32 protein-coding genes are annotated in these 26,585 nt (G+C 37.7%); 3 read left to right on the forward strand and 29 right to left on the reverse strand.

The features are described 5' to 3' along the window. Positions 1–5: 5 nt before the first annotated feature. Genes ABS301_RS01880 through ABS301_RS01890 form a run of 3 tightly spaced genes read right to left on the reverse strand, consistent with a single transcriptional unit; the run spans position 6 to position 2,832 of the window. Positions 6–971 carry a sugar phosphate isomerase/epimerase family protein gene (locus ABS301_RS01880; RefSeq protein WP_349670569.1) on the reverse strand — a complete coding sequence of 322 codons (966 nt, stop codon included), beginning with the start codon at positions 969–971 and terminating at the stop codon, positions 6–8. Positions 972–992: 21 nt separating this feature from the next. Then, positions 993–1,739 carry a sugar phosphate isomerase/epimerase family protein gene (locus ABS301_RS01885; protein ID WP_349670570.1) on the reverse strand — a complete coding sequence of 249 codons (747 nt, stop codon included), beginning with the start codon at positions 1,737–1,739 and terminating at the stop codon, positions 993–995. A 19-nt stretch (positions 1,740–1,758) separates the two neighbouring features. Then, entirely contained in the window at positions 1,759–2,832 is a 1,074-nt protein-coding gene (locus ABS301_RS01890) for a Gfo/Idh/MocA family protein (RefSeq protein ID WP_349670571.1), read from the reverse strand. A gap of 156 nt (positions 2,833–2,988) precedes the next feature. Between ABS301_RS01890 and ABS301_RS01895 the strand changes: the two genes are divergently transcribed. After that, entirely contained in the window at positions 2,989–3,870 is an 882-nt protein-coding gene (locus ABS301_RS01895; RefSeq protein WP_349670572.1) for a helix-turn-helix domain-containing protein, read from the forward strand. A gap of 116 nt (positions 3,871–3,986) precedes the next feature. Here ABS301_RS01895 and ABS301_RS01900 read toward each other — a convergent pair whose 3' ends face one another. From ABS301_RS01900 to ABS301_RS01975, 16 genes are all read right to left on the reverse strand, one after another. Then, a complete protein-coding gene (locus tag ABS301_RS01900; protein WP_349670573.1) occupies positions 3,987–5,552 on the reverse strand; it encodes a nitrite/sulfite reductase in 1,566 nt (521 codons plus the stop codon). 76 nt (positions 5,553–5,628) lie between these two features. Next, positions 5,629–6,063 carry an SRPBCC family protein gene (locus ABS301_RS01905; RefSeq protein ID WP_349670574.1) on the reverse strand — a complete coding sequence of 145 codons (435 nt, stop codon included), beginning with the start codon at positions 6,061–6,063 and terminating at the stop codon, positions 5,629–5,631. Between the two features lie 141 nt (positions 6,064–6,204). Next, positions 6,205–6,846, reverse strand: coding sequence for a TetR/AcrR family transcriptional regulator (locus tag ABS301_RS01910; RefSeq protein WP_349670575.1), 642 nt, complete (start codon positions 6,844–6,846; stop codon positions 6,205–6,207). Positions 6,847–6,927: 81 nt separating this feature from the next. Further along, positions 6,928–8,112: a hypothetical protein gene (locus ABS301_RS01915; protein WP_349670576.1), complete on the reverse strand. Its 1,185-nt coding sequence runs from the start codon at positions 8,110–8,112 to the stop codon at positions 6,928–6,930. Between the two features lie 46 nt (positions 8,113–8,158). Then, a complete protein-coding gene (locus ABS301_RS01920) occupies positions 8,159–8,980 on the reverse strand; it encodes a sugar nucleotide-binding protein (protein WP_349670577.1) in 822 nt (273 codons plus the stop codon). Between the two features lie 31 nt (positions 8,981–9,011). Further along, on the reverse strand, positions 9,012–9,545 hold the full coding sequence (locus ABS301_RS01925; protein ID WP_349670578.1) for a GNAT family N-acetyltransferase: 534 nt from the start codon (positions 9,543–9,545) through the stop codon (positions 9,012–9,014). Then, positions 9,545–10,084 (reverse strand): flavodoxin family protein, encoded by a 540-nt coding sequence (locus ABS301_RS01930; RefSeq protein WP_349670579.1) that lies wholly within the window; start codon positions 10,082–10,084, stop codon positions 9,545–9,547. Before ABS301_RS01930 ends, ABS301_RS01925 begins: the two co-directional genes overlap by 1 nt. A gap of 53 nt (positions 10,085–10,137) precedes the next feature. Then, positions 10,138–10,992, reverse strand: coding sequence for a CPBP family intramembrane glutamic endopeptidase (locus tag ABS301_RS01935; RefSeq protein ID WP_349670580.1), 855 nt, complete (start codon positions 10,990–10,992; stop codon positions 10,138–10,140). A 37-nt stretch (positions 10,993–11,029) separates the two neighbouring features. After that, complete coding sequence (locus tag ABS301_RS01940; RefSeq protein WP_349670581.1) at positions 11,030–11,554, reverse strand: GyrI-like domain-containing protein; 525 nt, start codon at positions 11,552–11,554, stop codon at positions 11,030–11,032. 39 nt (positions 11,555–11,593) lie between these two features. Continuing rightward, complete coding sequence (locus tag ABS301_RS01945) at positions 11,594–12,238, reverse strand: Type 1 glutamine amidotransferase-like domain-containing protein (RefSeq protein ID WP_349670582.1); 645 nt, start codon at positions 12,236–12,238, stop codon at positions 11,594–11,596. Positions 12,239–12,249: 11 nt separating this feature from the next. Beyond that, on the reverse strand, positions 12,250–13,074 hold the full coding sequence (locus ABS301_RS01950; protein ID WP_349670583.1) for a phosphorylase family protein: 825 nt from the start codon (positions 13,072–13,074) through the stop codon (positions 12,250–12,252). Beyond that, entirely contained in the window at positions 13,071–13,418 is a 348-nt protein-coding gene (locus ABS301_RS01955) for a hypothetical protein (RefSeq protein ID WP_349670584.1), read from the reverse strand. Before ABS301_RS01955 ends, ABS301_RS01950 begins: the two co-directional genes overlap by 4 nt. Before the next feature lie 51 nt (positions 13,419–13,469). Next, positions 13,470–14,243, reverse strand: coding sequence for a TraX family protein (locus tag ABS301_RS01960; protein WP_349670585.1), 774 nt, complete (start codon positions 14,241–14,243; stop codon positions 13,470–13,472). Positions 14,244–14,263: 20 nt separating this feature from the next. Continuing rightward, complete coding sequence (locus ABS301_RS01965; protein ID WP_349670586.1) at positions 14,264–15,157, reverse strand: phosphotransferase; 894 nt, start codon at positions 15,155–15,157, stop codon at positions 14,264–14,266. A gap of 92 nt (positions 15,158–15,249) precedes the next feature. Next, positions 15,250–15,885: a stalk domain-containing protein gene (locus tag ABS301_RS01970; RefSeq protein WP_349670587.1), complete on the reverse strand. Its 636-nt coding sequence runs from the start codon at positions 15,883–15,885 to the stop codon at positions 15,250–15,252. A 190-nt stretch (positions 15,886–16,075) separates the two neighbouring features. After that, positions 16,076–16,588 carry a GNAT family N-acetyltransferase gene (locus tag ABS301_RS01975; protein ID WP_349670588.1) on the reverse strand — a complete coding sequence of 171 codons (513 nt, stop codon included), beginning with the start codon at positions 16,586–16,588 and terminating at the stop codon, positions 16,076–16,078. Between the two features lie 151 nt (positions 16,589–16,739). Here ABS301_RS01975 and ABS301_RS01980 point away from each other — a divergent pair, with 151 nt between their 5' ends. Beyond that, on the forward strand, positions 16,740–16,979 hold the full coding sequence (locus tag ABS301_RS01980; protein WP_349670589.1) for a hypothetical protein: 240 nt from the start codon (positions 16,740–16,742) through the stop codon (positions 16,977–16,979). 7 nt (positions 16,980–16,986) lie between these two features. On the opposite strand, the gene ABS301_RS01985 is transcribed toward ABS301_RS01980, so the two are convergent. The 9 genes from ABS301_RS01985 to ABS301_RS02025 all read right to left on the reverse strand — a co-directional run bounded on the left by ABS301_RS01985 (position 16,987) and on the right by ABS301_RS02025 (position 23,426). Next, on the reverse strand, positions 16,987–17,499 hold the full coding sequence (locus tag ABS301_RS01985) for a DinB family protein (RefSeq protein ID WP_349670590.1): 513 nt from the start codon (positions 17,497–17,499) through the stop codon (positions 16,987–16,989). 43 nt (positions 17,500–17,542) lie between these two features. Beyond that, positions 17,543–18,430, reverse strand: a complete 888-nt coding sequence (locus ABS301_RS01990; protein WP_349670591.1) for a GNAT family N-acetyltransferase — start codon at positions 18,428–18,430, stop codon at positions 17,543–17,545. 90 nt (positions 18,431–18,520) lie between these two features. Further along, a complete protein-coding gene (locus tag ABS301_RS01995; RefSeq protein WP_349670592.1) occupies positions 18,521–19,066 on the reverse strand; it encodes a GNAT family N-acetyltransferase in 546 nt (181 codons plus the stop codon). Positions 19,067–19,184: 118 nt separating this feature from the next. After that, positions 19,185–19,937 carry a class I SAM-dependent methyltransferase gene (locus ABS301_RS02000; RefSeq protein ID WP_349670593.1) on the reverse strand — a complete coding sequence of 251 codons (753 nt, stop codon included), beginning with the start codon at positions 19,935–19,937 and terminating at the stop codon, positions 19,185–19,187. A 36-nt stretch (positions 19,938–19,973) separates the two neighbouring features. Then, a complete protein-coding gene (locus ABS301_RS02005; protein WP_349670594.1) occupies positions 19,974–20,468 on the reverse strand; it encodes a hypothetical protein in 495 nt (164 codons plus the stop codon). 42 nt (positions 20,469–20,510) lie between these two features. Further along, a complete protein-coding gene (locus ABS301_RS02010; protein WP_349670595.1) occupies positions 20,511–20,984 on the reverse strand; it encodes a GyrI-like domain-containing protein in 474 nt (157 codons plus the stop codon). A 20-nt stretch (positions 20,985–21,004) separates the two neighbouring features. Continuing rightward, positions 21,005–21,652, reverse strand: coding sequence for a CatA-like O-acetyltransferase (locus ABS301_RS02015; protein WP_349670596.1), 648 nt, complete (start codon positions 21,650–21,652; stop codon positions 21,005–21,007). Between the two features lie 30 nt (positions 21,653–21,682). Next, on the reverse strand, positions 21,683–22,615 hold the full coding sequence (locus ABS301_RS02020) for an N-acetyltransferase (protein ID WP_349670597.1): 933 nt from the start codon (positions 22,613–22,615) through the stop codon (positions 21,683–21,685). A 187-nt stretch (positions 22,616–22,802) separates the two neighbouring features. Further along, the gene (locus ABS301_RS02025; protein WP_349670598.1) at positions 22,803–23,426 is read right to left on the reverse strand and encodes a nitroreductase family protein; all 624 of its coding nucleotides are present in this window, start codon (positions 23,424–23,426) and stop codon (positions 22,803–22,805) included. 248 nt (positions 23,427–23,674) lie between these two features. On the opposite strand from ABS301_RS02025, the gene ABS301_RS02030 reads away from it, so the two are divergent. Next, complete coding sequence (locus tag ABS301_RS02030) at positions 23,675–24,478, forward strand: DUF4393 domain-containing protein (protein WP_349670599.1); 804 nt, start codon at positions 23,675–23,677, stop codon at positions 24,476–24,478. A 459-nt stretch (positions 24,479–24,937) separates the two neighbouring features. Here ABS301_RS02030 and tnpC read toward each other — a convergent pair whose 3' ends face one another. Next, positions 24,938–26,548 carry an IS66 family transposase gene (tnpC, locus tag ABS301_RS02035; protein ID WP_349670479.1) on the reverse strand — a complete coding sequence of 537 codons (1,611 nt, stop codon included), beginning with the start codon at positions 26,546–26,548 and terminating at the stop codon, positions 24,938–24,940. Between the last annotated feature and the right edge of the window lie 37 nt (positions 26,549–26,585).

The following is a 26,585-nucleotide window of genomic DNA, read 5'->3' on the forward strand; positions in this document are numbered from 1 at the left end:
GACTTTTAATTCCACCACGCCTGTGCAGGCCGGTCGTGAATAACGATATCCTTTAAGAAGTCAATGGCTTTTTCAAGTCCCTCCTCAACGGACATGAAAGCATCTTCATGCTCAATACTGATGGCCCCGTCATAACCGGTCAGCCGCAAAGCAGAGATAATTTCCTTCCATTCATCCCCATCATGGCCCCAGCCAACAGTGCGGAATGACCAGCTGCGTTGTGATAAATCACCATAGTTTCCGGTATCCAGTACACCATTGATCTGTGTTTGAACCGTATCCACCTTTGTATCCTTTGCATGAAAATGGTAGATTGCGCCCTTGAGTGCCTTAATTGCCTCAGCTGGGCGGATTCCCTGCCAGAACAGGTGGCTGGGATCGAAATTTGCACCGATTGCATCACCAACTGCTCTTCTTAATCTCAGCAATGTAGCAGTGTTGTATACACAGAATCCGGGGTGCAGCTCCAATGCAATCTTATTGACACCGTAATTGGCAGCTTCAGCAACAGCTCCCTGCCAGAAAGGAATTAATTTCTCATTCCATTGATAATCCAGGACGTGCTGATAATCCGTCGGCCAGGAACACGTCACCCAGTTGGGATATTTTGCTCCTTCATAGTCACCGGGACACCCCGAAAAACTCACCACGGTATCGACTCCCAGTTTCTCTGCCAGGCGCAGGGTCCGGGTAAAATCGGCAGCAGCCTGGGCACGGATCTCTGCACTTGGATGTACATGGTTGGAATGGCAGCTCAATGCACTGATTTCTAAATTATATTTTTTCAGCATATCCTTATAAGCCGACAATTTGCTCTCACTTGAAAGCAGCTCCTCTGGATTGGAATGTTTGCTGCCCGGCGAGCCGCCGGTACCAATCTCCACGGTCTGTACCCCCAGACTGCTCAGATAGCGGAATGCATCCTCTGCACTCCGGTCATATAACGGAACGGTTAATACTCCTAATTTCATACGAACACTCCTTTCGGGAATCTACAGATTCATAATGTGTTTATATCCTTTTTCTATGCTCTGGTATGGAGATACAGCGAATTCCTCCTGTTCCAAAATACAGTGCTGTACTCCGATTTCCAATCCTTTGCATATAATCGCTTTGAACTCCAGAACACCTTCATCTAAATCCACACACTTCCTGCTTTCAAAATCGGCCATTTGTTTTAAGTGTAGCAGCCGGATACGATTCCTCTGTTTTTCCATGTATGCCAGCACATCCACACCTGCATAAGCTGCCCAATATACATCTAATTCCAACACCATATCGATGGGATCTGTCAGTTGCATCAGTAAATCCAGAAGAACTGTTCCGTCTTCTGACTTCACAAATTCATGAGCATGGTTATGATAACCAAACGTAAAACCTGCACTGCGCACAGCCCTGGCAATGGGTGCAAGCTGTTCTGCCAGAATTTCCGTATCGTGGATTGTTTTAAGGGGATAATAAGGCACAATAATTGCTTCTGTCCCGATCTCCCGGTTATAACTCAGCTCCTCATCCAAATCATTGATCAGACGCTCCAGCGGTACGTGGCTGCTTATGGACTTTAATCCGTTTTCTTTAAGCAAACTGTGCATCTGGCTGGCAGTAAGACCTCCATAACCGGCAAATTCCACACCGGTATAACCAATTCCGGCAACCCGCTTCAGAACATCAGAAAAATCTTCTCTGGTCAGTTCACGCAGTGAATAAAGCTGAAGATTGAACTCCTCAATCAAAATCATAAAATACCACCTCTCTGTTTTATAATAGAATCTGCCGTCCTTCTCTGGCAGACTGATAAACAGCATCCAAAATCTGTGTAACGACTGCAGCCTGCTCCGGCAATACTACCAATGCTCCAGTACCAAGTATCGCATCAAAAAAAGTGTGTTGTTCCGTCACCTCAGGAGTTATTACATCACCGTCATAAAAAGCAGCTCCTCCTGCTTCCAGGTTTGGCTTCAGTTCATATAAACGGTCATTTTTGGTGCCGTTGATCGTCAGCCCATTGAGCATATCCGCACCTGCTTTGGTACCGCAGAGAACGGTTTTGGCCTCATGGACATCCAGGGAGTTAAGTGCCCAGCTTGCTTCCAGAGTAATTGTGGCTCCATCCTCCATAACGATAAATGCAAAAGCACTGTCTTCCACCGTGAAATTGTCAGGTTCCCATGATCCCCAGGCATTGGCAGGCTGTCTCTCGCCATTGAGTTTATGATATACGGTACCTACCACACTTTTTGGCTTATAATTGTTCATCATCCATAACGTCAGGTCAAGTGCATGGGTGCCAATGTCGATCAGCGGTCCGCCACCCTGTTCGTATTCGTTTAAAAATACACCCCATGTTGGAACTGCCCGGCGGCGGATGGCTTTTGCTTTTGCATAATATATTTCACCCAGTTCTCCATTGGCACATTCCTGTTTGAGGTAAATACTGTCCGCCCGATAACGGTTCTGGTAACCAATGGTCAGCAGTTTACCAGTTTTTTTCGCTGCTTCTACCATTTCCATAGCCTGACTATAATTGATAGCCATGGGTTTTTCACACATGACATGCTTGCCGGCGTTCAGTGCAGCTACCGTGATTTCACAATGGGAACGGTTGGGCGTACAAACATAAACCGCATCCAAATCCAGCCTGATCAGTTCCCGGTAATCCGTAAATACCTTAGCATCTTTTGTGCCATATTTTTTTGCAGCTTCCTTGGCGCGTTCTTCATCAATGTCACAGAAAGCCACAACTTCGGCTCTGCCTTCCTGCTTAACAGACGGCAGGTGCTTGCCGTTTGCAATGCCTCCACACCCTATAATTCCTAGCTTTAATGATTTCATATACCCCTTCCTTTCATTGCTCAATGTTGATTAACCCGTTACTTGTAATTTTTTATAATTTGATTATAATATAATTAAACAGGATTATCTTGCCGTAATAAACATAATTTGTGCCATAATTAGCTGCGTTTCTTTTATATAAACAGGAGGCTTGCAATGATCGATTCAAACTATAATTACGAGATATCCCGGGATAGTCAGGCTAACTCTTCCTCCTGGTATTCCATCAATAACAACTGCGCTCCCCATTTCCACAGTGCATTGGAACTGGTATATGTACGCAGCGGTACCATGGAAGCAGCTCTAAATGGGAAACTTTACTGTATCCAGGCCAGGGAACTGCTGTTGGTGCCAAGCTATACCGTGCACCGTTATTTAACTCCTGAATACTCAGATACCATAGTGATGACGATACCCCTTTCCTATATACCTGTCTTTCAAAAGAAACTGAAGGGAAAGACCTTTTCCTTATGTCATATATCCAACAAAGTTCTGACTCAGGAGGTGGCCCGCTGCATGCGGTGCTGTTGTGAACTGCAGCGAAAAACACCTGAATCCATGGCTGCCAGAGGGTATATTCATGTAATTCTGGCTTTGCTGACAGAAAACATTCCGATGGAAAATACGCATACAAAGGATGACGATGCTTTGGTACGCAATGTTCTCACTTATCTTCATAATAATTACAAAAACGCATTATCCCTAAAATCCATTGCTGAGGAATTCGGCTACAGTACCAGCCGGTTTTCTCACATATTCAACAAGCATGTAGGATGCAGTATCAGTGAATATGTTAACTCACTTCGCTGCAGGCATGTCGCAGGTATCTTGTTAGAAAATGAGGAATCCACGATTACGGAGGCGGCCATGAGCGCCGGGTTTAACAGCATGCGCACGTTCTACCGGGCCTTTATGTGCATATTTGGTGTCAGTCCGCACAAATATACTGATGTATATAAAGAAAACGATACACTGAAACATTGCCAGCAGGAATGTCTTCCCTGGGATAACAGCAAATGTCCCTGTTTACTAAAGTGAACTTTTACATAGGGGCAGAGTCCTTACTGTAAACAAAAAAATCAGGATTGACGGCAATTTTCCCTGCCATCAATCCTGATTTTTTAGTTCAACGCTTTAAACTGCCTGATACTCATTTATGAAATCAGATAAGGTTTCGTCATATCCTCAAACTCTTCCTGGTATTCCTTCAGATAGTCCATAAAATACATTTCTTTGGCATTTAATGCCTGAGAAAGTTTTACCATAAAGTCCGGAATATCCTCTTTTTTTATTGCACCCAGGCATTCCCCCAAATGGGTGTTCCCGTTCCCTGCCGCTCCTCCTATATGAAGTTCAAAGGCTTCTGCCGGAGCATTGGAAATACGTTTTTTACAGCCGACAAAGCCAATTTCACTTACCTGGTGCCTGGAACAGGAATTAAAACACCCCGATATGGAAACTCCCGGCAGATAATCCGTTTTTATCTTGTTTTCCATCAGTACCCTGTTTATTTCTTTTAATAATGTCTGACTCTCTAAAACTCCTATCTGGCAGGTCGGTACTCCCACGCAGCTCACACTCATACCAATTGGGGTTACCTGATTGATCTCTCCCATACTTGCAAGAAGCTTTTCTCCTTCTTCTCTGGACAGGTTGCGGATGTACATGCTTTCCGTCATACTAAGGCGGATGTCCTGCTGTTTATCCACCAAAAATGTAATGATTTCTTCAAGGGCTTTTACAGGCAGCTGTCCGCACTGGGGATGAATGACAGCTGTATAAAATCCCGCTTGTTTTTGGGCAATCAGATTACTGCTGTCTGCATGGATCTCTGCAAACTGCAGCTTATCTGCTGCCTCACATATTTCGGCTGGTTCCATATTTATAGTTAAGTCCATGGATTCCTTCGTCTGGGCGAGATGCATTTTGTAACACTCCATGAACGCTTCTTCCCCCATCCTTTTTGGGATGTATCTCAGTCTTGCTTTTCCCTTATTCTCATAATCTCCTTCTGCCGCAAATATTCTTGTAACAGCTTCCACATGGTACAGAACCTGATTTGGGGGAATCAATTCATCATATGGTAAAGCCACTGCAGGATTATTGCCTAATCCGCCTGCCAGGTACATCTTAAAAGAGGGAGTTCCTTGATCCATGACTGCCATAAAGCCCAAATCATTGATGGTACAGTTGGCAGTATCCGCTTCATTGTTGGAAAATGCTATTTTCAATTTACGGGGCAAATGATATTCCATAATCCGCTCCATTACATACCGGTTTACCTGCAGCGCATAGGGAGTAGGATCAAAAACTTCCGTTTTATCCACACCAGACAGGGGAGACAAGGCGACATTACGGGGATAATTGCCGCCGCCCCCTCTTGTATATAAACCATGGTCAATGGCGGTTTCCATGATCTCACAGACAGAATCAATATCCAGATCATGAAGCTGAATGGCCTGCCTGGTTGTAAGATGAATTCTCTCTAAACCATATTGCACGGCAAATTTATGGATTAATTTCAAATGGGAAAATGATAAAATCCCGCAGGGTATCCTTAAACGAATCATAAAAGCTTTGCCGCCCCTTTGTGCATAAACCCCCATGCCTCCGGATTTTCCCTTAAATTCAGCAGCCGTAATTTCCTTATTCACGAACTTATGACCGGCTTCTCTGAATTCAGCTATTTCCTCTTTTAGTTTTTTATTGTATTCCTTCAATGTTTTTCTCCTATTAACCTATATGATTTAATAGTTTTATTTTACCATAAAACCGGAATAGAATAAAATAATTTTTTTATTTTGTTTCACAAATCTGTTTTAATCTTTTATTCATCGCTTCAAATCCCGTTTTTGTACCATTATCCAACGACTTTTTTAACATAGGCAATAAGATGCCATTAAATATCTCTCTTTGGATAAATGTCGTAGTGCCATCCGAATTCTCAATTAATTCTAATATATGCTCACCATCAAATAATCCCGGAAAGCCAGTGTGTCCTAGCCAGCGAAATTCTTTGTCTCTTTGAAATTTCAAAACTGTTGGTTTAAAAACCATCCCTTTTGAACCTGGTGGAACCATCTTAACTTCTATTCTTTCTCCTACTGCCGGTTTTCCCTTTAAATATACCATAAATGGATTCCAATCAGGAAAAGCACGAAAATCAGTTAAAACATTCCATACTACACTGGCAGATGCATTAATTCGTATCTCTGTTCTTATTTCTTTCATTAGCATTTCCTCCTGAGATCTGACTATTGTTTTTACTCAGACACCTCATCCATTTAATGCGTGATTGGCTTCCTGACTTTTATATTTTCACTGAACAAACAGTGAATTACTTTTTATAAAGAATACCTGGAATCTACAGTACTATAGTTCCCAGGTTAAAAGTGTATATTCAACGACCTGAATCAGATAATGTTCCCGGTCACTGTGATAAAAACTGTGATTACCAAAAAACACATCCTGTAAAATGTAGGAATAGATCGCGCTCCAAAACTGATTCACCATCATAAAGATATCAAAAGAACGAATTTCTTTTCTGTCAACAAATACTTGAACCCGCTTCATGGTTTGTCCCAGAAGTAAACTCACATGCTGGCTGAAACGCTCTGTATATTCATCTGAGAATACACTTTTTTCTTTTAAAAGAATTTGAAGAACATATTTATCCTTTGCAATATAAGCAAAGAATATATTCCCCAGTGAAATCAGCAGTTCCTTAAGTGACAGCGTTTCTTCTAATCCGGCAATCTCTGCTTCAACTAATAAATACCGGTCATCTAAAAACTCCTTTAGGATAATGTCTAGCATCTGCTTCTTTCCTTCCGGAAAATAATGATAGATTAATCCGTCTGCCATTCCAATGTTTCTTGTAATCTCTCTGGTTGTAGTCGCGTGGAACCCCTTTAACGCAAATAATTCTTTTGCTGACTCCAAAAGCTGTTCTCTTCTCTCAATTGCCTGAAGATCGCGGCTGGTTAGACTTGTTGCATCTTTTATCGATTTCATTTCATTCACCACCTGTTCAATGAATATTATATACCCATCATTTAAAAAATGCAATGATTATTTTGTTTGAAGCATCAAAGATCATGACTTAAGCAACAAAATTTTCTCCGTTTGCAAACTTCCCTCCGCACTTTTCCGATCTAATAATGCATTTAAATGGTGAAAGAATTCTCTTGCAACCTGAAAATCCTCGTGACACATACGAAGCATAACACGTCCGTGACATGTTATGCGTTTCTCTCCATTAAACTCGTAGAGTGTTTTAGCAAGGCAAGGCGAACCATAACAGCCAACACAGTCGTTCAGAGCATAAAAAATACGTTTTGCAAATTGTATATCTGTTTTTGCAATTACGGAAAGTACTTCCTCCATATAATCAGCCTTGCGGTGCCACGTTTCAGGCTTTCCACTGCTTACAAGATACCAGCTGAAGCAGTGGGAAAGCCGATCCTCAAATATGTGTATTGCATACGAAAAACCGAAATCCGAGGAAACGTAGGTAATTTTCCCGCCTCTTTTATCAATCGTACGCTTGAATTTCATTAGTTTTAACGTTTTCAAAAATTCATCCATTTTCTGTAATTCATTTTTATATTCCAACGGTAAATCCATTATAATGGACTCAAAAGTAGGTTTAAGACTTTCGGCTATCTCCTTTTTAGGTGGTGTTTGTTTTGAAACATCGTGATTAACAGGTACCTTGTCGTCATATTCCGTTACCGATATTGATTTTATGCAGAGTGTGGATTGTTTGGACACAGTTAACCCAATTCCAAAGCCTTTCAAATTTAACTCATTTAAATTTGCGACTTTCACATATGGTAACTTATATGAATAAAAACGCTCTTCACCACCAACAAGGATTTGCATTTCATTAAAATTCATAATTACAGAAATATCAACGAATTCACCAAACGGCAGCTTATTATCAAATAGACAATGATCCTGATTTGGCTTGCCAGTGGGTTTAGCGATATCTTCAATTTTGTGGTTATCGGGTGTGGCAAAGGCTATATGGCCATCGCCAACAAGTAATATAAGTGCTGGAAAGTCAATCATGATGGTCATGTCTAAGCGAAAAGGAATATGATATTTATCAGGTAATCTTATTGAATGTCTTTTATAAGAGTCACCGATCAGGTTAAAGGCCACCGAAGTAATCGAATTTGTCGTCCATACATTAACTATTTCTCCGTCAGATTTTGTTTCAACCTTACCATGGGCAATCAATTTAGCTAAATCTATATTACTCTCTTTTCTTTCCATATTTGCCTCTTTTCTTTGCAAAGAATGGTAATCACCTTAAAAGGCATTATTCCTGCACATGCCCCAGATATTCCAACACGTCAGTTACGCTGCGTTGCAGATCATCCGGTATTTCCGCTCTGCCCGGTATCACTGCCTGAAAACACTTCTCTAAACTTTCTTCTTTCTGAAAAATAGGTTCCTTTAATTCCAGTATTTTAGAAAGTTCCAATTGAAACCACATATAATCGCAAGTATCCTTTGTTCCAATGTGGAATACTCCACCAAGATCTTCTTTTATGATATAGGCAATCCATTCTGCGATTTGAATATCAGTTGTATAATTTACATAAAATTGAGGGTAGGTGTCAATTGGTCTATCGTCCTTCGTATCTTCTGCCAGCTTTAAAATCCTGGGAGAATTTTTTCCATATATCTGAGGTATTCGGACAATCACACATCTTTCATTTAATTTGCCTTGAAGCAGTTGTTCGCATTTAATTTTAAAATTTCCATAATCTGATTGTGAATAGGTTTTGTCCGATTCATAATGAGGTTTTTCCATAGCTCCATCAAACACATTGGAGCTGGATATAAAAATCATTTTTCCACCTTTCATTGACAATAAATAATCAGCTGCTATAGTATGTAACCCCAGCTGTAATTGAAAATCTCCTCTCAAACTGGAAATTATTATTTGCGGCTGAATCTGATCCAATATTTTTTTTATGGAATCAGTATCCTCAAGCTGCATTTGAAACATTTTATTTTCATCCAGGCAGCTGGTTTTTTGTGTGTAATAGGTTCCATATACCTCATATTTATTAATAAGTGCTTTCGCAATTGCCTGACCAGCATAACTGCTTGCACCCAAAATTAGAATTCTCATTTACCTACTCCTTTGTTATACTGTTTCCTCATTACAAGCCACCTGCTATATTGTCTATCCAGTACCGGTTAATCTCAATCCCATCTTCATCTAAGGTCTGATTTTCTAAAACTCCATTATGATGCAAAATAACCCTTTGCGAAGGGATATTATCACTATCACAGGTTACAAGTACCTTAGTGATCCCCATCTCCTTTAATTTCTTTAAAGCCAGACTAAGAATCAGACTGCCATATCCATTTCCCCGGTATTCCGGGCATATCCCATATCCAATATGACCGCCATCTACAATATTTGTGTGATTTAGAAAATGCCTTAAAGACACTGCCCCCAAAATCGTTCCATTGCTATTTTTGAGAAAGAACAATGTTTGTTGCACTTCATCTCCAATATTTCTACCGGCACTCTGGTCATCAATATATTCCATCCATTCCGTATAGTTTCCGGTAAATTGTCTAAGTAGCCCCGGATTCATTCTACCGCCAAACAACCGCCATTTATCAGTCAAAAGTCTTACGGCCTCTTCATCAGTATTACAGGGCTTTTCCAAATAATATTCTTCCATCAAATTTTTCCTCCCAGTTTACGTGCCTCCAAAAGTGCAGCATGTCCTAAAATATCTCCCTTTCCGGATAAGCCCGGAACTGTAATTACTCCCCCATTTTCCAGAGAAAAATAGCTTAGTACAGAATGATACATAGTGATCAGAGAGTCAAAAACGGCTGGTATTTCATCTGCACAAACAGCTAGCAACATAAGTTTTTTCACTCTGAACGTATTGCGTATAGGATTATGCAGCCGATCAATCATACACTTTAATTGGGAACTGACACCGTAAAAATAAACGGGAGTTGCAATTACAATAACATCCGCACCAGCAAGTCTCTCGTAGATATCCTGCATATCATCTTTTTGTATGCAATTATGACTGCCGTCTCTGTAGCAAAAATCGCAGCCGGTGCAGCCGTTAACCCTTTTTCCAATTACAGAAATCACTTCTACGCTGTTCTCCTGTTTATCAATTCCATCAATTAACGCATTTGCAAGAATTTCTGTATTACCATTTCTTCTGGGACTGCCTATTAATACTGCAATCTTTGCCATCTTGGTTCCTCCATTTTCAGATCCCACCCGCTACACTGGAAACGTATTTATAGTTAATTACGAAATGTCTTTTTTTTGCCAGCACCACTTTTAAAGTAGATAAAGAGAACAATCAAAAATGAGAGAGTCTGAGCAACGGAAATGCGAATTACCTGTAATTGATCTGCACCTGATATTGTTGTGATATGTAAAAGATTAATGATGGTATTATTTAAAAAATGATCTGCCATGGACATCCAAAGCGACCCGGTAATTTTAGTCAGTAGACAAAATTTTGCGCCAGTGATTCCAGTGGTTAGAACAAGAATAGTAGCAGTCAAAAGCGTCCCCATGGGGCTTATTTCTCCATCCAGCAAACTCCGCACAGGTGCTGCAATATGCCAGAAACCAAAGAGAACAGAAGAAACTACCATTGCTTTTATAAAAGATTTCTTTGCCTCCAGAAGTCTGACGAACAGTCCACGGAAGACTCCCTCTTCCATAACCACATTTATAATGTTCCCAACAATGCAAAACAGGAAAAACAGGATACCGGTCTGCATACCCTGATTGCCATCAATCGCATAGCTGGTCGCATATATTTTCAAAGAAGGACTGCCATTTCTCCATATCTGCATAAAAAATTCGGCACCATAGGCGATCAGGTACACGGTCGCTCCAAGCAGTAAACCATAGAGTATGTTTTTTACAACTGCATGTTTCGTAAATCCAATTTCTGACCATCTAAATGATACATATTGTAATGCTATCCCAAGCACAAGAATCCCCAGCAGTTTATGAATAAATGCTTCTCCAAACATTGACTGATCCGTTCGGAAAAGCAGATATTCTAGAGCCCTGAACGAGAAGCATATTAAATAAATAATTAAAACAAATAACACAGGATGAATATAATTATCTTTCTTCATGTAAATCCTCCAATAATGAAATGTTGGGGTCAAAATCCTAATCTGCTAAATAGATACCATAATCCAATATTATATTTCCCTCAGCATCTTGTTCTGTAAAACGTGGACAATTATACCGTTCAAAGAAACAGGCTCTGTTTTCATAATCACTTCTGAAGTTTCCCATACCTTCTTCCTGGAATTTGGATATACAATCCCCATGCATATCGTAGATCCCATCATTTTCCTTACCGCTTATCCAGCAAACGGCAACATCACTTTCCGGGAGGTCTATAAAAGCAAATCCCTCTGGAGCTACTGTGTTTTCCGGGAGGAACATACCAATCCAGTATTCAAAGGTATTTTCAATACTGGAAAAGTTGCAGCGCATGAAACCAATATAACCATTTTCAATGTCTTGAAGTTCTCCCAGCTTCTCAAGGGAAGCAAACCAGCCCTTTTCAAACCACTCACCCCATTTGTGTCCGAATCCACCGATTCTGTCCGCATTTGTATATCGCTTTCCGATAAAACGAAGGGATGGTAAGTGCTCTTTTGTGACCTTTATAATTTTTGCTGACATATTTTGTTCCTCCTTACTATACTCTTTTATTATTCGCTCCTAAGATGATATCTGCTTAACCGCATGCTTATCTAATATAAAAACATCTCCTAAAAGTTCAACAGTTCCATCTTTACATATTATTACCGCATCATCACATAATCTATATATATAATAATCATTTGATAAGTCTAATAATTCATCCGCTACATGAATACAATCAAAATGCGGCTCTACTGAAATATCCACAAGACCCAGTGCTCTATATATTTTCTGCTCGTGATGTTCACAGGTAGCGGTGCAAATGGCAATTTTAGCCATGTTAATTGCACCTGCACTCATACCTATAATTACCCCATTGTGATTTTTTAGTATCTTATCCAATCCGTATTCTTTAAGATATTTGAACTGAGTCGGTGTGTCTCCACCAGAAATCCAAATAACATCCGCATCTTTAACCGCTCGCTGTGATTCCTCTTTTGTCATCCTGTCATCAACAATGCAGCAGTCAGAAAACCTTATACCGGCATTATGAAACTTACTTAAAAACAGCTTGAAATATCTATCATTAATCTCCTGAAAATCATGAAATTCTGATGCGATAAATACAAATTTCTTCCGATTCACAATAATTTCATTCAGCCGTTCTGTAAACTTTATGGGAAAATCATTATGGAACATACTTGTCAAAATACTGATTGCCATAAACGTGCCACTTACCTCTCTACTCTGCTATGAAAGAGCGCTGTAATTATTTGAGGGAAAAGCTCACTACGTACCTTTTTCCGATATTCCATCTCTTCTGATGTGCGACCACTTACTAAAGATTTGTTGACCACAGTATTGTCTGAAACACTAAAGAGCGCTGCCATTGGTATGCCAGTAAAAGTAGCTGCTCGAAAAGCCGCTGCAGTTTCCATCTCAATAACATCACAGCCCATCCCAATAATTTCGTCTATATGCACAAACTGTGCAAATACTGTATCAGTGCTAAAATTATTCCCAACATGCCATTTTACGTGGTTTTCTTCACATATATGGCTGGTGGCTTCTTTAAGTCGATCAAACATGATTTTATCTGGATATTGTTTTTCTCCGAATACATCTCCATCTGCAAGTTTCTCCGAAGCTAAGTACCGACTTGCGCCGTCACCACAAACTGAATAGTTTGGGATCACAATATCTCCAATACCCATTTTATTATCCAATGCTCCGACAGACCCAATAAAAATAATTTTTTTACATACAGTGACGCCTAATGCCAAAATAACATCCATTAATACAGGTGCACCTATTCCTGTTTTTATATAACTAATCTTCAAGTCTTGAATCCTAAGATTCCATACTTTTATTGATGAATAATTTGATTCACTTAAGTATTCAAAATTTCCGAAATTTGGGAAAGTAGATGGTTCCCACCACGGAGCGATAATTACATTTTCATGTATCTGGTCTGGATTTACTCCTATGCTGTGAATACAGATATCACGTTTTGTTGACCCAAACCGTTCCATACTTCCTATTAAATCCTGATAATTCATAAGTACCCCCCTCTTTCTAAAGATTGTCCCTCGTAACCTTCCAGATAAGCAATATTTTTACCTTGACTTTTTGCATATTCTATTTCGGATTCTGTACTTTTACCAATATATCCATCTTTATTAATAACAAATATAGCATCTGCCATATCAATTTTTCTTTTATGCATATCATCAAGCAATACCTTTGTTTCCTTTGTCCAAATCTCATCTTTTTCACTGAATTCAAAGAACCCCACAGAAATCACGATACACCCTTTTAAGGTAAGTTCCTTCTGTATTTTTAGAAATTCATCTTTAAATTTTGTACTTCCACAAAGAGTAACTACTTTGTATTTTCCTACCATATTTCCCCCCTAAACTTATTTTTTATTTCCCTTACCCTCTGTTCTGAATTTCTAAAAACATAAATTTCCAATCCAGAATAAAGCCACAATATGGATTGGATAGAATAAATAGAACAGATATTTATAACCCTTACCTTTTTTACCATTATACAAGTACATGAATGGTAGAGTTCCAATCATCATCCATTGATAATTTTCATAAAATAGTCCTTCAATACTAAAGTTATTTACTGATGCCAATGCAAAAAAGATTAAACAAAATATTATGTAAGCAGTTGCCAGACTCTTTTTACTTTCTTTCGTGAAATACATTAATACACCCAGAAATACAAACAAAATACTTCCTTCCGTAAAAATGATATTTCCCATTAATGCCCCTGCCAGCTCAAAAACTCCATAACCAACTATGATCTTTTTTGTAAGAATACAGATTATCGTACTGAAAATCTGATACAGGCAAAAGAAGATTATATACTTATTCCCTTTCTTTTTATCATTCTTACGAATATCTAATATCCATGAAACAACACCGGTCAGAAATAAAGTGACAAATATATTATTACTAATATAACAATAAGGATCCTGATATATATTATTACATATGTAATTTATTAACGCCATTATAAGTCCAAATCCGTACATTCTGGATAAATAGACTTTCCTGTTAGAAGTATAGTAAAATCCCCATGCCATGCAAAAAAAGAAAATTGGGGCAGAGATCCTTCCTATCCAGTGTAACCAGATTGGAGCTCCCGGAATAAATTCTGCGACATGATCCAAAAACATAAATATGAGTGCCAGTATTTTTAGCATTGTACTTGTCATGAGTTTATTCTTCTTTCATTTTATTTTAATAATATCTGTTTTTCTCTCTCATAATCTAATCTTTTAAAAGAAAGAAATGTAAAATAATCCAAAGTATTAAGTATTTCCGCGCATTGATATTCATGATTATCTATTTGAACCGGACAAATAATTTCCTGATTGTAAAAACTATCCGTTCCATAGAGGAAGCCACCATTCAGACGAAAATACCCCATATATTCAGGTGTAAATAAAGAACTTCCAAAATCAAAAATACCCTTTATCTGCCTGGTGCTTTTGTCAATAAAAATATTATTCCAATGTAAATCGAGGTGTGCGAACACTGCAGAGGTCTGCTTCTTCTGGTTTAAGTTTTTGCAATTTTCGTTCACTTTATCCGTTATGGCTCTACGTTCAATCTCTGTTATGCTTCCATAACGGCAACAGTCATCCAATGCCGTTTCTACTATATTCTTGTAAGAATCGGTCCATAGACTGAATTGTCTTATCCTGCCTTTCTTGTATATTCCTCCAAATGAGTCAGACTTAATGTGATTCATCTTTTCAAGCACACTTAACGCCTGTCCTTTTATATCCTTGCGTTCCTCATCATCTAAGAATCTCCATAGGTCTCCCAATAACTTGTAATCCATAAATTCTGTTATTATAAATTTCTCTTCCAGATTATAATCAAAGACCCGTGGACAGGGGATCCCCTCCTTTTCACATAAAGCAGTACCTATGATCTCCCGTTCTATCTGATTTTCATACAGTTCCGGAAGATTTTTCTTGTTCTGAATTTTAATGAAATACTTTTGTTCTTTGTAGCTTGCTATGTAAGATGAATTAACATCTCCTTTACTGCATAGATTCATACTTATATTTTTAATGTTTGTATGAAACAAATTTTCCAGGGATCTATTTAGCAACTCCATCTGTTAATACCTTATCTTTCTTTACTGTCTTTAAGAAAAATGCATCAAAAAACTACTAACAAAATTGAAAGTTAGTAGTTTAGATAACATTATTAATTGAATTTGGAGGAGTTTAACTTGATTTCACCTAAGACTTTTATGTTCCCTCCATCCTTAAACACACCGGAACAATTATACTTCCAAACTCCCTTTTCCAAGGCTATCTCTTTTGTTATATTAGCTGAGCCGATCGTGATTTTCTGTTCTTTACCATTTGGGTCAAATAAGAATAAATCTACCGATCCACCTTTTATATTGGAGGTAATATTTATGGTTAATGTTTGATTATTTTCCGCTCGGAATGCGCCTGATTCAGCTATGTTTGTCTGATTAGCATTATTGGTAAAATTCATAGCGACATTTCCCTCTGTAACGATGTCACCAATAATTTCTTGTGAACGTTTTTTATCGAGTATTAAATTAACTGTATTATTCGCGCCGTCATAATTAACGGTATATCCAAGTTTTTCAAATAATTCATTTGCCGGTATATATAAACTCTCGTTTTGTTCATTGTCCATAGTTACCGAGATTAGTGACTTGCTAAGGGGCAACGATTCCCCATTTAGCGTAATTTTCGTATTGCTCAAAGCCGCTGACTTAATACCCGATGCAGCATAAACCGTTGTTATGCCCATGGTTCCAATAATTATCCCTGCTACCAAACTTTTTACATCAAACTTTTTCATATATACTTCTCCCCATTTTTAGAATTTGAAATGCTCCTATGCGACTACAACCAACACCCTGGCGGCATATTAATATTTTTATCCCCCGGCAAAACCCATGTAAATCTTATATTGTAAATTAATCATACAACGGTAACTACTTAATATCAATATTAAGTTGTCAATTTACATCAATTCATCAAATTCTATTTTAGCTGATGCTAATCCAATATCTTTGCTCCATAATACCCTCAACCAAAATTTCATTTTCAAGTACACCACCATTGTTCACTATACTTTTTGCAGAACCTATATTCTTTTTATCACATACCATTAAAACTTTATCCAGTCCAATTTTTTTGCACTCATCAAGGGCAAGACCAATCATCCTGGTAGCAACTCCTTTTCTTCTTTCCGAAGGCCGAACCCCATCCCCGATGTGTCCACCATTTAATTGCAAAGATTCATTTAAATAATGCCTGACATTAACAGCTCCAACAAACAAATCTCTTTCTTCATCCAGGCAAAATAACGTAGAATATGGTACATATCCATCTTTTTCTACATTATTATCTAAACAGTCAATATAATTATCAAAATCTTGATAATTATATCTTGCAATTGCACCAGGAACGATTTTTTCACCCGAAGCATACCATTCTTCCATCATATCAGTTAAATGCAATTTATAATTTTCATTTAATTTTACTAAACGCAGTTTCATTTTCAAAACCTCACACCTTTAATTTTCAAACAATAATACAACAAAATTTGCTAAACATCAATATTTTTGTAATAAAACATTAATAATCAATCTACTATGAATGTGAAGCCATGTATTATATACTTATTTTTAAAAGGAGGTTTCTGTAAATATGATTAACTACTTTCGTTGGTCTTCATTGACTTGTGTATATACTACAGATGATAAAAATCGGATTCAGGAAACGCTTTACGAAAACAATATACCTTTTAAATTAAGTGTAAAGGACTTATCCATTAAAAATACGTTCGATCTGCCTTATGCCGGAATCGGTACTAACAAACTAAAATTATCCTATACATTTTACGTAAAGAAAAAAGAGATTGAATTTGCACTGCACCTGATAAAGTAATTTTTATTTATGAACCTTCTGGCTCGTTATAGGCATACCAATCCGATTCCGGCAACCCCATTTCACGCAAAATGCCATTCAGGTAGCCGATATTATACATGATATGTCTTATTTGCCCAATAATAACATCTGCATAAGTGTATTGCGGGTTGTTGCCAAAAACGGAAGTCCCCAGTTTTTCATCATTCAGATGATCAAATACTCCTGTGGACTTTATTTGAATTGCATCAAGATACTCTCGCATTTTTGCTTTCGATATAAGTAATCCATCATAATTGTCTGCATATAAGTCAGTCGTATAGGCATCATCAAAAACCATTGTACGCCATTCACTGTCGTCATACTTCTCACGCATCCAGAAATCAATATAATAAACATAATGGAAAACCTGCTGCCAAAAGGGCACTTCATTATATGATGAAGCCCATATTTTTTCCGGACAAATATCAACAAGAACAACTGCCATATGAAATGTAGAATCAAACTGATTACGCAATGCCTCTGTTACTAACTTACTCATTATATTACCCCCTGTATGATTTATAATTTAATAGATTGCCTTTTCATGCACGTGACAACATGGGAAACATCACCTTATTGTCCCTAAATATATTCTCTTTTCCATTTAGCACAAATAGGTGATTGTCTTCCTCCTGTGATTCTTCAATTGTATAGCCATATTTTAATTCCGGTGTAAATCCCAGACACACATGATCTGTATCATCATTAGCCACAATACCTAAAATATCATCCAGCCTGTTATTGGCATCGGCAAAAACATCATAACAAATAAGCCTGTTCTTCTCATGTTTAACCACTGCAACAGCACCATATTGTGGGATATAATAAATATCATTCGCTCTGAATTGTATACAATGAAATACAAACTGACTCAGATTATCCACTTTTAGTTGGGAAAATGGATTTCCTTTTCTATAGCTTTTCATTAATAATTCCCAGTCTTCCGGATCTTCTATATTAAGCTTTCTATATGTACCCTCTGATTTTAAGATGGGCTTACTATATTCAAATTCTTTGTATTCCTCAAAATTAAACTTAGGATAAAAATCAACGACAGAATCATTTGATAGTAAATAAACTGCATCACAATTATTCACCCAATCGGCTAAAACATTTTCCATCAGATAGCGGTTTAATCCTTTTTTTCTATACTCAGGCAGAGTCATAACTGTGCTGATTTGTACATATCTCTTTTGCTGGCCTTTCCAGTTTATATCATTCACACATACTGCCACACTTGAAACTGCCGTATCCCCATGCATAATAACATATGGGATATAACGGTTATCCATATAACCGGATTCATACCACTTTTCATATTTTAGTTTGTATATATCTTTTGAAAGCTGAAAGTAACGGTCTCTTGTAAATTCATCTTCCATAACACGATCAATATAATGATATGCTTGTCCTTTTATGTTACATTGCATTACTAATCCTCCCCCGCATCACTGCTTTTTTCCTTAAAAGGATTCTCGTTTTCCGTTACCTCTTGTATCATCACAATGGGATTTTACTTTTTATATACGAGGTTCACCGGTATAAAATTCTGCTCTGGTAATGGAATATACACTTGTTTTTATGTTGATCTGATCGGGATATTCCTCACGCAATGACATCCCCATCTTTTCGGCTACTTTTCTTGATGGGATATTGGTCGACTTCTGATACGAGAAGACCTCGTTAAAATCAGTGTTCTTAAAGACATAACCCAAACATGCTCTTGATGCCTGGGAGGCATATCCTTTATTCCAAAAGTTTTTATTAATATGATAGCCGATTTCAGGAAACAAATTGCCATCACGATAGATATTTTGCATGGTAATACCGCAATCACCAATGAACTCATTGGTTTTCTTTAAAATAACTGCCCATAATCCAAAGCCGTATCTGTTATAATTATCTAGGTTCCAGTTGATCCATTTTCTGGTCTGATCCTCATCAAATTCTCTTGGATAATATTGCATCGTCTCTTTATCGGATAATATCTGATGCCAGGCATTAAAGTCCGCCACTGTCAGCTCTCTTAATGCAATCTGATCTGTTTCTATAATATATTTCGTCATTATCTCTTCCTTTCACAAATAGCACCTACAAAATATTATATCTGTCTAAAACCAGTGTTCTTTAAATAAAGGAATTAACTTTTCCCCTGTTTTGCCTATCTATCATATTCCATAAAAATCACCGTCTTGCTACCAGTGTAAATTCTCCTGGTACACTTTTATTTATCCATGCAGGGTGCTCATCAAACCGGGACAATGTGAATCCCGCCGTTATAACTGCATTAATTATTTCACTGATGGTGTATTTTCTATAACTGCATAATGGCATCTGGTTACGAATTTCATCAGGGAAAAATCTTGCATGAGCCATCTCACCTTCAATTACATCACTTGAAAAATAATTCATTGCAGGCTGCTCAAGCCCTAACATATCCGCTATTTTTTGAAAAGGGTGGAAGTCACTGCATATAAGCTTTCCATTTGGCTTAAGGAGCTGATACATTAGTTTCATAAATTGATCAAGATCATGAAAATAATGAAGAATTCCGCCCTCCATGAATAACACATCAAAAGAATCTCCGTATTTGTCTATTTCAATTTCCAAAACATCCCCAACAACAAAATCGATTTTTACATTTGCGGCATCTGCTACCTCAAGTGCGTATCTTTTATTGTCTTCTGAAATATCAAAAATTGTTACTTCTGACCCCAGAATTGCAAGAGGGATTGCTTTCTTCCCACATGACCCACATATATTGGCCACTTTTATATCTTTATAAGTTTCAAAATAATCCGTATACCGTTTCAGCATTCCCTTTGGGTCTTCCAAGTCTTTCTTTGCCCTGTCTTTCGGTTCACCTGAATTATTTATCCAAAAATCATATGCATTATATTCCCATGCTTTCTTATTTTGTTGACAATAATCTTCCATGTAATCCTTTCCCGTCTCCAAATGAAGCTGTAATGCTTATACTGCATATTCCATAAAATATGCGTGCTGCTCGTCAATGAGCCTTTTAATTTCATCCATGTCATCCGTTGTAACATCAGGTATTTCTAATACAAACGCTCCGCATGCTGCTTTTATTTCTCCATCAGGAAATGTGTATGCATAAACAAACTTATCACCTTTACAGAACCCACATTCGCCACATTTCGCCAGGCGATTGTTGCTCGATAAAATCCTGTCCCTTATAACCTTTGAAAATTTATCGGAGTAATTGGTGCAAGAAGAAAAACGCAGCCCAAAGAAAGCATCTGCTCCGTCCTCCCGAACGCCAAACCGGGCTATGACTCTGTTATGAGAAAGGTTTGAAAAGGAAAGAATGTAACCCTTTGTCTGCTTTTTCATAGGGGTGTACCCCCGTTCAATCAACAGGTTAATGATTGGCTGATAGACCAGTTTCTCTTCGGCACTTATCATCGAGTAGAATGCTTCAATATGTTTTTCCCACGCTTTCATGCAACTAACCCCCTATAATACATTATTATAAATTGATTATTATTAACTTTTCAACTTGATTGGAATAAATGTTTCCATCTGAGCCCAGCCTTGAGCTTGTATTATTTCTGCAGGCGTTATGATATGTCCCATTGGATAATGATTTGAACGGATATCTAATTCTAAAAAATTCGAGCTTTCAATATATTTTAGAGCTTCCTTATACAGCTTTCCGTTGGTTTCTTCATCTCCATCTTTGTAAGAATACGTCAAATAATAACCACCATCAAAATGAATCACTTCATTTCCACCATCATCCATGTCATCACTCAACGCCCATATCCATACCATACCTTGTTGTTCTTCATCATAGTAAAGAAAATCTCTTGGTAAAAACCTGTCTCTGTCCGACAGGTTCATAGCAGAAAAATATAAATCAAATTTGCCTAACACTCCTTCAGAAGTAAAATCAAAATTTTTATCTACCCCAGAAGATGCTGCTTTAAATGGGGGTAAAGAGATTATCCTGAATTCCATAGTGCCTCCTCTTCGTTTAATTAATTTAAGGTTGAGTCCTGTATTCCGTTTAAATAATTTTGTAACGAATCCACCAATTTCCCAATATGTATTCCATCTACAAAAGAGTGATGAACCTGAACGGAAAAGGGAAGTATCTTCTTTCCATCTCTGTCAAAATATTTTCCCCAATCAAATAATGGAGTTGCATTATCTTTTTTACCGGAGTTTGTATGGGAAATATGAGTGTACGATACCCATGGCATTGGAGAAAACTGAAATACATCATTTCCCAGCGGTCCGGTGAAATAGTCCTTTTGATCTTCAGCTTTCCGGGCTGCTACCGAATTATATTGTTCCAGTGTGTCCTGCATCTCAACATTGACAACTTTAAATAACTCGGTTTCTTTATCCAAATAGGTAAAGGCTGTGTTAATTTTGTCATATAGCACTATTTTGCCATCAAGAAAGCGATATCGAAATTCTTCAATGTCATTTGCACATCTTGAAACAATATAGATGAGAGATAGGGTAAAGGATCGATATTCTTTCCGAACTTTCTTTAAAAAATTTGTAATATCCAATTCAAAAGTGACACAATACGATGGTTCTATACTGTTTCTAAATACCTGGCAATGTAAAGCTCTTTTCCAATTGGTTTCATCAATTATCTTATATGGATTTGCCATATTATCTGTACCCCTTTCTTAAAATCTCCGTCAAAGCTTCTTCCAATGCGTCCATACAATCCCGTCAGAGTAACCAATTTTCTTATAAAATTCGTTCCCTCCGCCAGTCATATGAGTTGCATCAAGCTTCTTCATTCGTTCATAATGTTTCGATAATGCAACCGCTGCCAATCCCCGGTTTCTATATTCTGGTATTGTGCATAAGGGTTCCATATAAGCTAATTTATTTTCCTTAACCCACCACATTCCAGAGTAACAAACATACTCTTCTTCATCGTTCGCAATGATTATATCAAATTGGGGAGTTGCATGGGGGGCCGGACACATCACACCTTTCCGCACACCATTATATCCCTTTTGTGGATTCCAGCTCGTTCCGCAATCTGCCTCTTCCCAGTTTTCAAACGGACCTTTATCCTGCTCATGGTCAAATCCTTTCCAGCAACATTTAGCCAGTTTTACGGGATCAACCTCACTCTCCTTCACGAAATGGAAACCTTCCGGCAGCTGATAGGTAAGTTCATTTTGAAAATCGAAAATGAAGTTGTGCTCTTCATGTACCTTACGATATCCTCTCTTTGCTACTGCATCAATCAGAGAATCCTGTCCTTTAAATAAAATGAATTGTCTCTGCTTATCAAAATTCGGCATATATTCTTCAGCGTAATCTAATAGTTCCTCCACTAATTCTTCATAGCCCGGACGTAGATTAAAAAATATATTAGTAACAGGTGATTCTGTAAAAACAAATGCTACAACTTTATCTCCATCAAACCAAATGCGATTCAGGTACTGATATGAAATGTCCATCCATGTTGATGTGATGGCATATTCATAGAAAGGAGCCGCCACACCATTGCTGAAATTTCGTCCATAGATTTCCACCATAAAATCCCAGATTAAATTAATGTCTGTTAATATCTGAAATTGCTTTGTATTAATATTTCTACAGTATTCTTTCATTTCTTTTTCCCCCTGCCAATATTATAATAAGAATTCGGCATTCCAAATTTTAGTTTTCTTGAGTAAATTGCTAAATAAAAAAACTACCAGCTTAATACTGATAGTTAGTAGTTTTTTTCATGTTCACTTTTAATAATTTTACTTTTTACCCATAATCGCCACGTATGGAATTTATTATATTCAGAACTTACCAGACATTCTTATGTATTCTCTCGGTTACAGAGTATTCTTTTTGTTTTACGCATGAAGCATGCTCTTTTCCAACAGCTATAAAACACGGCATAAGGTAATCCTCTGGAAAATTTAAGACTTTTCTTGCCCAGTCTCCTTCATCACCTAAAGGAATGCGTAAAGCAGACGCAAATCCCTCAGCAGTTATTGCCAGAAACATATTTTCAATACAACACCAAATAGAGGCATAACCATTTAAGTGAGAAAGATTTTTAGGATGCAATATATCCGTCTTTTGTTTAAACAATGGAACAATCAAACAAGCTGACTCTGCTAACATTTGATACTGTTTTGGAATTGCATCTTTGTAGGCATTTTGTTGGCAAGTATCATTTAAGTTCCAGTCTCGCAATATGGAATTGACTTCGCCATCAGATATCTGCTTTGGTATTTTATTAATTAATTTAACTACAGTATTCTTATCCTTAATAACAATGAAATGCCAATCTCTCATGTGGTCATTTGTAGGCGCTTTCATTCCCGCTGAAATAATTCTTTCTATAACCTCATCATTTATGGATGCGTATTCAAAATCTCTAATAGTCTGTCTTGATTCGATTACATCATAAAAATCTTTCATAATGCCACCTCTCTAAATTATTGGTTTGAATTTGGATCACATATCGCCGTATCTTTGCATTTAGGTACAGAATACCACCAAACTTATTAACTATCAATATTAAGTTTTCAATGTGCATTAATACGTTAAATTCTAATTTAATTATTCTATTTATACAAATCAATATTCCATGCTTTTTGTCTCCAGTTCTTGAAATTTTTTAGTAACCTGATAAAATAAATGTAATACAAAAGGGAGGTCGTGTTATTATGCCTATTGGATTTGACAAATTTGCTGAGGGTGTTGGAAAAACTATTGAAACTGTTCCTGAATTTTACAATGATGGTCTTAAACCTGCTACACAAGAATCAGGAAAAACCCTTGCTTTATTACCTCGTACCATTAATGCTGCTCTAATTCCTCTACGTATGTGGATTGCAAAAAAAGAATACAATCTTACAGAATTAGAAAAGCTATTAGCTAAAAAGTTGGAACACGTTGATGAAAATAAAATAGTTACACCAGAACCATATGTTGCTATACCTGCAATTCAAGCTATTTCCTATTCAATGGATAGTAAAGAATTAAGAAACCTTTATGCCAATATTCTTGCTAAATCAATGAATTCCGATACTAAAGATTTCGTACATCCGTCATTTGTTGAAATAATCAAACAATTGACTCCTTTAGATTCATTGATCTTTAATCATATCTCTACAAAAATGCGTACACCAGTAATCAATTTATCGCTTTCTACTAACGACAGTGATAATTCTAGAAATAATTGGATTAAGAACATTACAGATTTTACGTTCTCAGAAGATTATAAGCTAATAAGTATAAGTATTGATAATTTATTACGCCTTGGACTCATTGAAATACCTTATAAAAGAAAAATAACAGATATTACTCAATACGACTCTGTACGCAATAGTATACATTTTAAAAAAGCTAAAATCCGCTTACAAAAGTTAATCGCCAAAGGCATAGGAAAGAAAATAAAAATGCAGCTAAATTATATTCAGAAAACCTCTTTAGGAATTGCATTTAAAGAAATATGCGTTGATGATTAACTGGGTTAGAGGAACTCAGTAAAAATGTAAGCCTAGCTGAGTCCTATATTAGACCTACGTTATATTTGCCTTATTTTCTTCTGCCTCCGCCTGGTATCAATCACATAGATATCAGGCTTTCCTGCCGGAGAGATTAACCCATATGCCTTTCTTAATCTGTTTCCTTGGGTCATGCCATGGAAGAATTAAATTCTCTGCCCTCAAAATGAATAATCCATTTGATTCATATTCTTTGTTATCCTAAAGCTCATTGGACCTGTCACGTTCATTAATATGACCCCCCATCATGCTGTCCTGCTCCATCATATAGGTAAGTTTTTTGTTCTTTTTCGCATTACCTAAGAAAAGATATGTAAAAGTTCAATCCTATTTATAATGGTCAACACGGCATGCTTCCGTAAACGGTAAACCATTCGTACCTTTACAATAATGCCGCCATTACTGGCGGCACGTACTTTATTATTTATTAACTACTGTTTTAAGGCATTCTTTTGGAAGTGATTCTGACCATGGAAGTAATTCTTTCATGAAATCCAGGCTGGTATCTTCCTGATGTTTCGGGATTTCTGTCAGCAAATATTCGAAATAATTGTAAGGCTTTAAGTTGTTGGCTTTTGCAGTTTCAGCAATGCTATAGATAACTGCACTTGCCTTTGCTCCGTTGATGGTATCAATCATGTGCCAGTTGGCTTTTCCAATACAGAATCCACGAATTGCCTGCTCTGCAGCATTGTTATCTGCAGGAACCATACCGTCTTTCAAAAATACTTTTAGATATTTCTCCTGATTCAGGCAATAAGTAAAACCCTTACCTGTCTCCGATTTTGGTGGTACTTTATCACGGTTTTCATTTATCCATGCAAAGAAAGCCTCCACCAGTGGTTTAACACTGAGTTGACGCCTTTTTACACGTTCCTCGGGTGAGAGTTCTGCAAGATCTTCTTCAATCTTGTAAATGGCACTGATCTGTTTTAGAGCTTGATAGGCAAGGGTATCCTTGGCCTTATCCTTCCCGACGGCCTTTACTACATCGGCAAATTTACGCCGAGAATGAGACCAGCACCCCGCTATAATCAGATCTTCCCGTTCTTTCTCTAGTGTATGGTAGACCTGATACCCATCCGTAACACAGATTCCCTTGTAATTCTTCAGAAATTCCCGGGGATGACTGGTGTTACGGGTTTTCTGGTATTCATAGAGTACAATGGGAGGGGATCCGTACATTTTTCCAGTACGGTAAACCCACATATAGCTTTTGGATCCAGCACCTCTTCCATCTTTGTTAACCAAAACTGGCGTTTCATCTGCCTGAATTACCGGACATTTATGCAATTCGCTGTGGAGATAATCCCATAGTAGGGAGAGATATTTTTCTGCGCATAAAATCGTCCAGTTAGCCATGGTCTGACGTGGGATGTGAACATCGTTTCTCGCAAATTCCTGTTCCAGACGATACAGCGGAATTGCATTCACATATTTAGAATTCATAATAGCTGCCTCAAGGGAGGGGGTTACGATGCTGTTACGGAGTAAGTCCATAGGACGGTCTGCCCTTATAATAGTCTGATCATCTTTCCCTGCATAAACTGCCACATGATGTTCTTCTACTTTAAAAGATGCAGGAGTGAATGTGAGCCGTTTATAGACCTCATCCGGGAGACGCTTCCAGCCATCTTTTCCAAAGAGCTCGGTAAGCTGATCTTCGGAAAGTTCATGAGGCACAGCTTCTGTTTCAATGTCATGTAAATCTTCCTCACGTTTTCCTTTGTGTTTTTTGCGTCTGTAGGGGTGAGGACAGACCTCTTCCATTTCAGGCTCTGAAATGATGAGAGCAGTATCGGCAGTCAATTCAGCTTCATTAAAACATTCTTTCATGGAAAGCTGACCATCGATTTCCAGTTTTTCGGAGGATCGTCCGAAGCGTTTCTGATTAGCAATAGCCACCTGCTCCGTCAGAAGCTCCATATTTCGGTTTAACTGCTCCATCTGTTCCTGCATGGCAAGAAAGAGATTAATAAGAACCTTCTTACTGCATTTATTCAATTCGTCTTCTGTATATTTGGATGCCATGGGAACCTCCGCTTTTGTGATGATTCTATTATACACA

The sequence above is a fragment of the Lacrimispora sp. genome (assembly GCF_031982545.1).
Classification (GTDB): Bacteria; Bacillota; Clostridia; order Lachnospirales; family Lachnospiraceae; genus Lacrimispora.

What these genes read in the sequence shown, in the direction of transcription:
- ABS301_RS01880 (WP_349670569.1), bottom strand. Translation starts at nt 971, where the DNA reads ATGAAATTAGGAGTATTAACCGTTCCGTTATATGACCGGAGTGCAGAG.
- ABS301_RS01885 (WP_349670570.1), bottom strand. Translation starts at nt 1,739, where the DNA reads ATGATTTTGATTGAGGAGTTCAATCTTCAGCTTTATTCACTGCGTGAA.
- ABS301_RS01890 (WP_349670571.1), bottom strand. Translation starts at nt 2,832, where the DNA reads ATGAAATCATTAAAGCTAGGAATTATAGGGTGTGGAGGCATTGCAAAC.
- ABS301_RS01895 (WP_349670572.1), top strand. Translation starts at nt 2,989, where the DNA reads ATGATCGATTCAAACTATAATTACGAGATATCCCGGGATAGTCAGGCT.
- ABS301_RS01905 (WP_349670574.1), bottom strand. Translation starts at nt 6,063, where the DNA reads ATGAAAGAAATAAGAACAGAGATACGAATTAATGCATCTGCCAGTGTA.
- ABS301_RS01910 (WP_349670575.1), bottom strand. Translation starts at nt 6,846, where the DNA reads ATGAAATCGATAAAAGATGCAACAAGTCTAACCAGCCGCGATCTTCAG.
- ABS301_RS01915 (WP_349670576.1), bottom strand. Translation starts at nt 8,112, where the DNA reads ATGGAAAGAAAAGAGAGTAATATAGATTTAGCTAAATTGATTGCCCAT.
- ABS301_RS01920 (WP_349670577.1), bottom strand. Translation starts at nt 8,980, where the DNA reads ATGAGAATTCTAATTTTGGGTGCAAGCAGTTATGCTGGTCAGGCAATT.
- ABS301_RS01925 (WP_349670578.1), bottom strand. Translation starts at nt 9,545, where the DNA reads ATGGAAGAATATTATTTGGAAAAGCCCTGTAATACTGATGAAGAGGCC.
- ABS301_RS01930 (WP_349670579.1), bottom strand. Translation starts at nt 10,084, where the DNA reads ATGGCAAAGATTGCAGTATTAATAGGCAGTCCCAGAAGAAATGGTAAT.
- ABS301_RS01935 (WP_349670580.1), bottom strand. Translation starts at nt 10,992, where the DNA reads ATGAAGAAAGATAATTATATTCATCCTGTGTTATTTGTTTTAATTATT.
- ABS301_RS01940 (WP_349670581.1), bottom strand. Translation starts at nt 11,554, where the DNA reads ATGTCAGCAAAAATTATAAAGGTCACAAAAGAGCACTTACCATCCCTT.
- ABS301_RS01945 (WP_349670582.1), bottom strand. Translation starts at nt 12,238, where the DNA reads ATGGCAATCAGTATTTTGACAAGTATGTTCCATAATGATTTTCCCATA.
- ABS301_RS01950 (WP_349670583.1), bottom strand. Translation starts at nt 13,074, where the DNA reads ATGAATTATCAGGATTTAATAGGAAGTATGGAACGGTTTGGGTCAACA.
- ABS301_RS01955 (WP_349670584.1), bottom strand. Translation starts at nt 13,418, where the DNA reads ATGGTAGGAAAATACAAAGTAGTTACTCTTTGTGGAAGTACAAAATTT.
- ABS301_RS01960 (WP_349670585.1), bottom strand. Translation starts at nt 14,243, where the DNA reads ATGACAAGTACAATGCTAAAAATACTGGCACTCATATTTATGTTTTTG.
- ABS301_RS01965 (WP_349670586.1), bottom strand. Translation starts at nt 15,157, where the DNA reads ATGGAGTTGCTAAATAGATCCCTGGAAAATTTGTTTCATACAAACATT.
- ABS301_RS01970 (WP_349670587.1), bottom strand. Translation starts at nt 15,885, where the DNA reads ATGAAAAAGTTTGATGTAAAAAGTTTGGTAGCAGGGATAATTATTGGA.
- ABS301_RS01975 (WP_349670588.1), bottom strand. Translation starts at nt 16,588, where the DNA reads ATGAAACTGCGTTTAGTAAAATTAAATGAAAATTATAAATTGCATTTA.
- ABS301_RS01980 (WP_349670589.1), top strand. Translation starts at nt 16,740, where the DNA reads ATGATTAACTACTTTCGTTGGTCTTCATTGACTTGTGTATATACTACA.
- ABS301_RS01985 (WP_349670590.1), bottom strand. Translation starts at nt 17,499, where the DNA reads ATGAGTAAGTTAGTAACAGAGGCATTGCGTAATCAGTTTGATTCTACA.
- ABS301_RS01990 (WP_349670591.1), bottom strand. Translation starts at nt 18,430, where the DNA reads ATGCAATGTAACATAAAAGGACAAGCATATCATTATATTGATCGTGTT.
- ABS301_RS01995 (WP_349670592.1), bottom strand. Translation starts at nt 19,066, where the DNA reads ATGACGAAATATATTATAGAAACAGATCAGATTGCATTAAGAGAGCTG.
- ABS301_RS02000 (WP_349670593.1), bottom strand. Translation starts at nt 19,937, where the DNA reads ATGGAAGATTATTGTCAACAAAATAAGAAAGCATGGGAATATAATGCA.
- ABS301_RS02005 (WP_349670594.1), bottom strand. Translation starts at nt 20,468, where the DNA reads ATGAAAGCGTGGGAAAAACATATTGAAGCATTCTACTCGATGATAAGT.
- ABS301_RS02010 (WP_349670595.1), bottom strand. Translation starts at nt 20,984, where the DNA reads ATGGAATTCAGGATAATCTCTTTACCCCCATTTAAAGCAGCATCTTCT.
- ABS301_RS02015 (WP_349670596.1), bottom strand. Translation starts at nt 21,652, where the DNA reads ATGGCAAATCCATATAAGATAATTGATGAAACCAATTGGAAAAGAGCT.
- ABS301_RS02020 (WP_349670597.1), bottom strand. Translation starts at nt 22,615, where the DNA reads ATGAAAGAATACTGTAGAAATATTAATACAAAGCAATTTCAGATATTA.
- ABS301_RS02025 (WP_349670598.1), bottom strand. Translation starts at nt 23,426, where the DNA reads ATGAAAGATTTTTATGATGTAATCGAATCAAGACAGACTATTAGAGAT.
- ABS301_RS02030 (WP_349670599.1), top strand. Translation starts at nt 23,675, where the DNA reads ATGCCTATTGGATTTGACAAATTTGCTGAGGGTGTTGGAAAAACTATT.
- tnpC (WP_349670479.1), bottom strand. Translation starts at nt 26,548, where the DNA reads ATGGCATCCAAATATACAGAAGACGAATTGAATAAATGCAGTAAGAAG.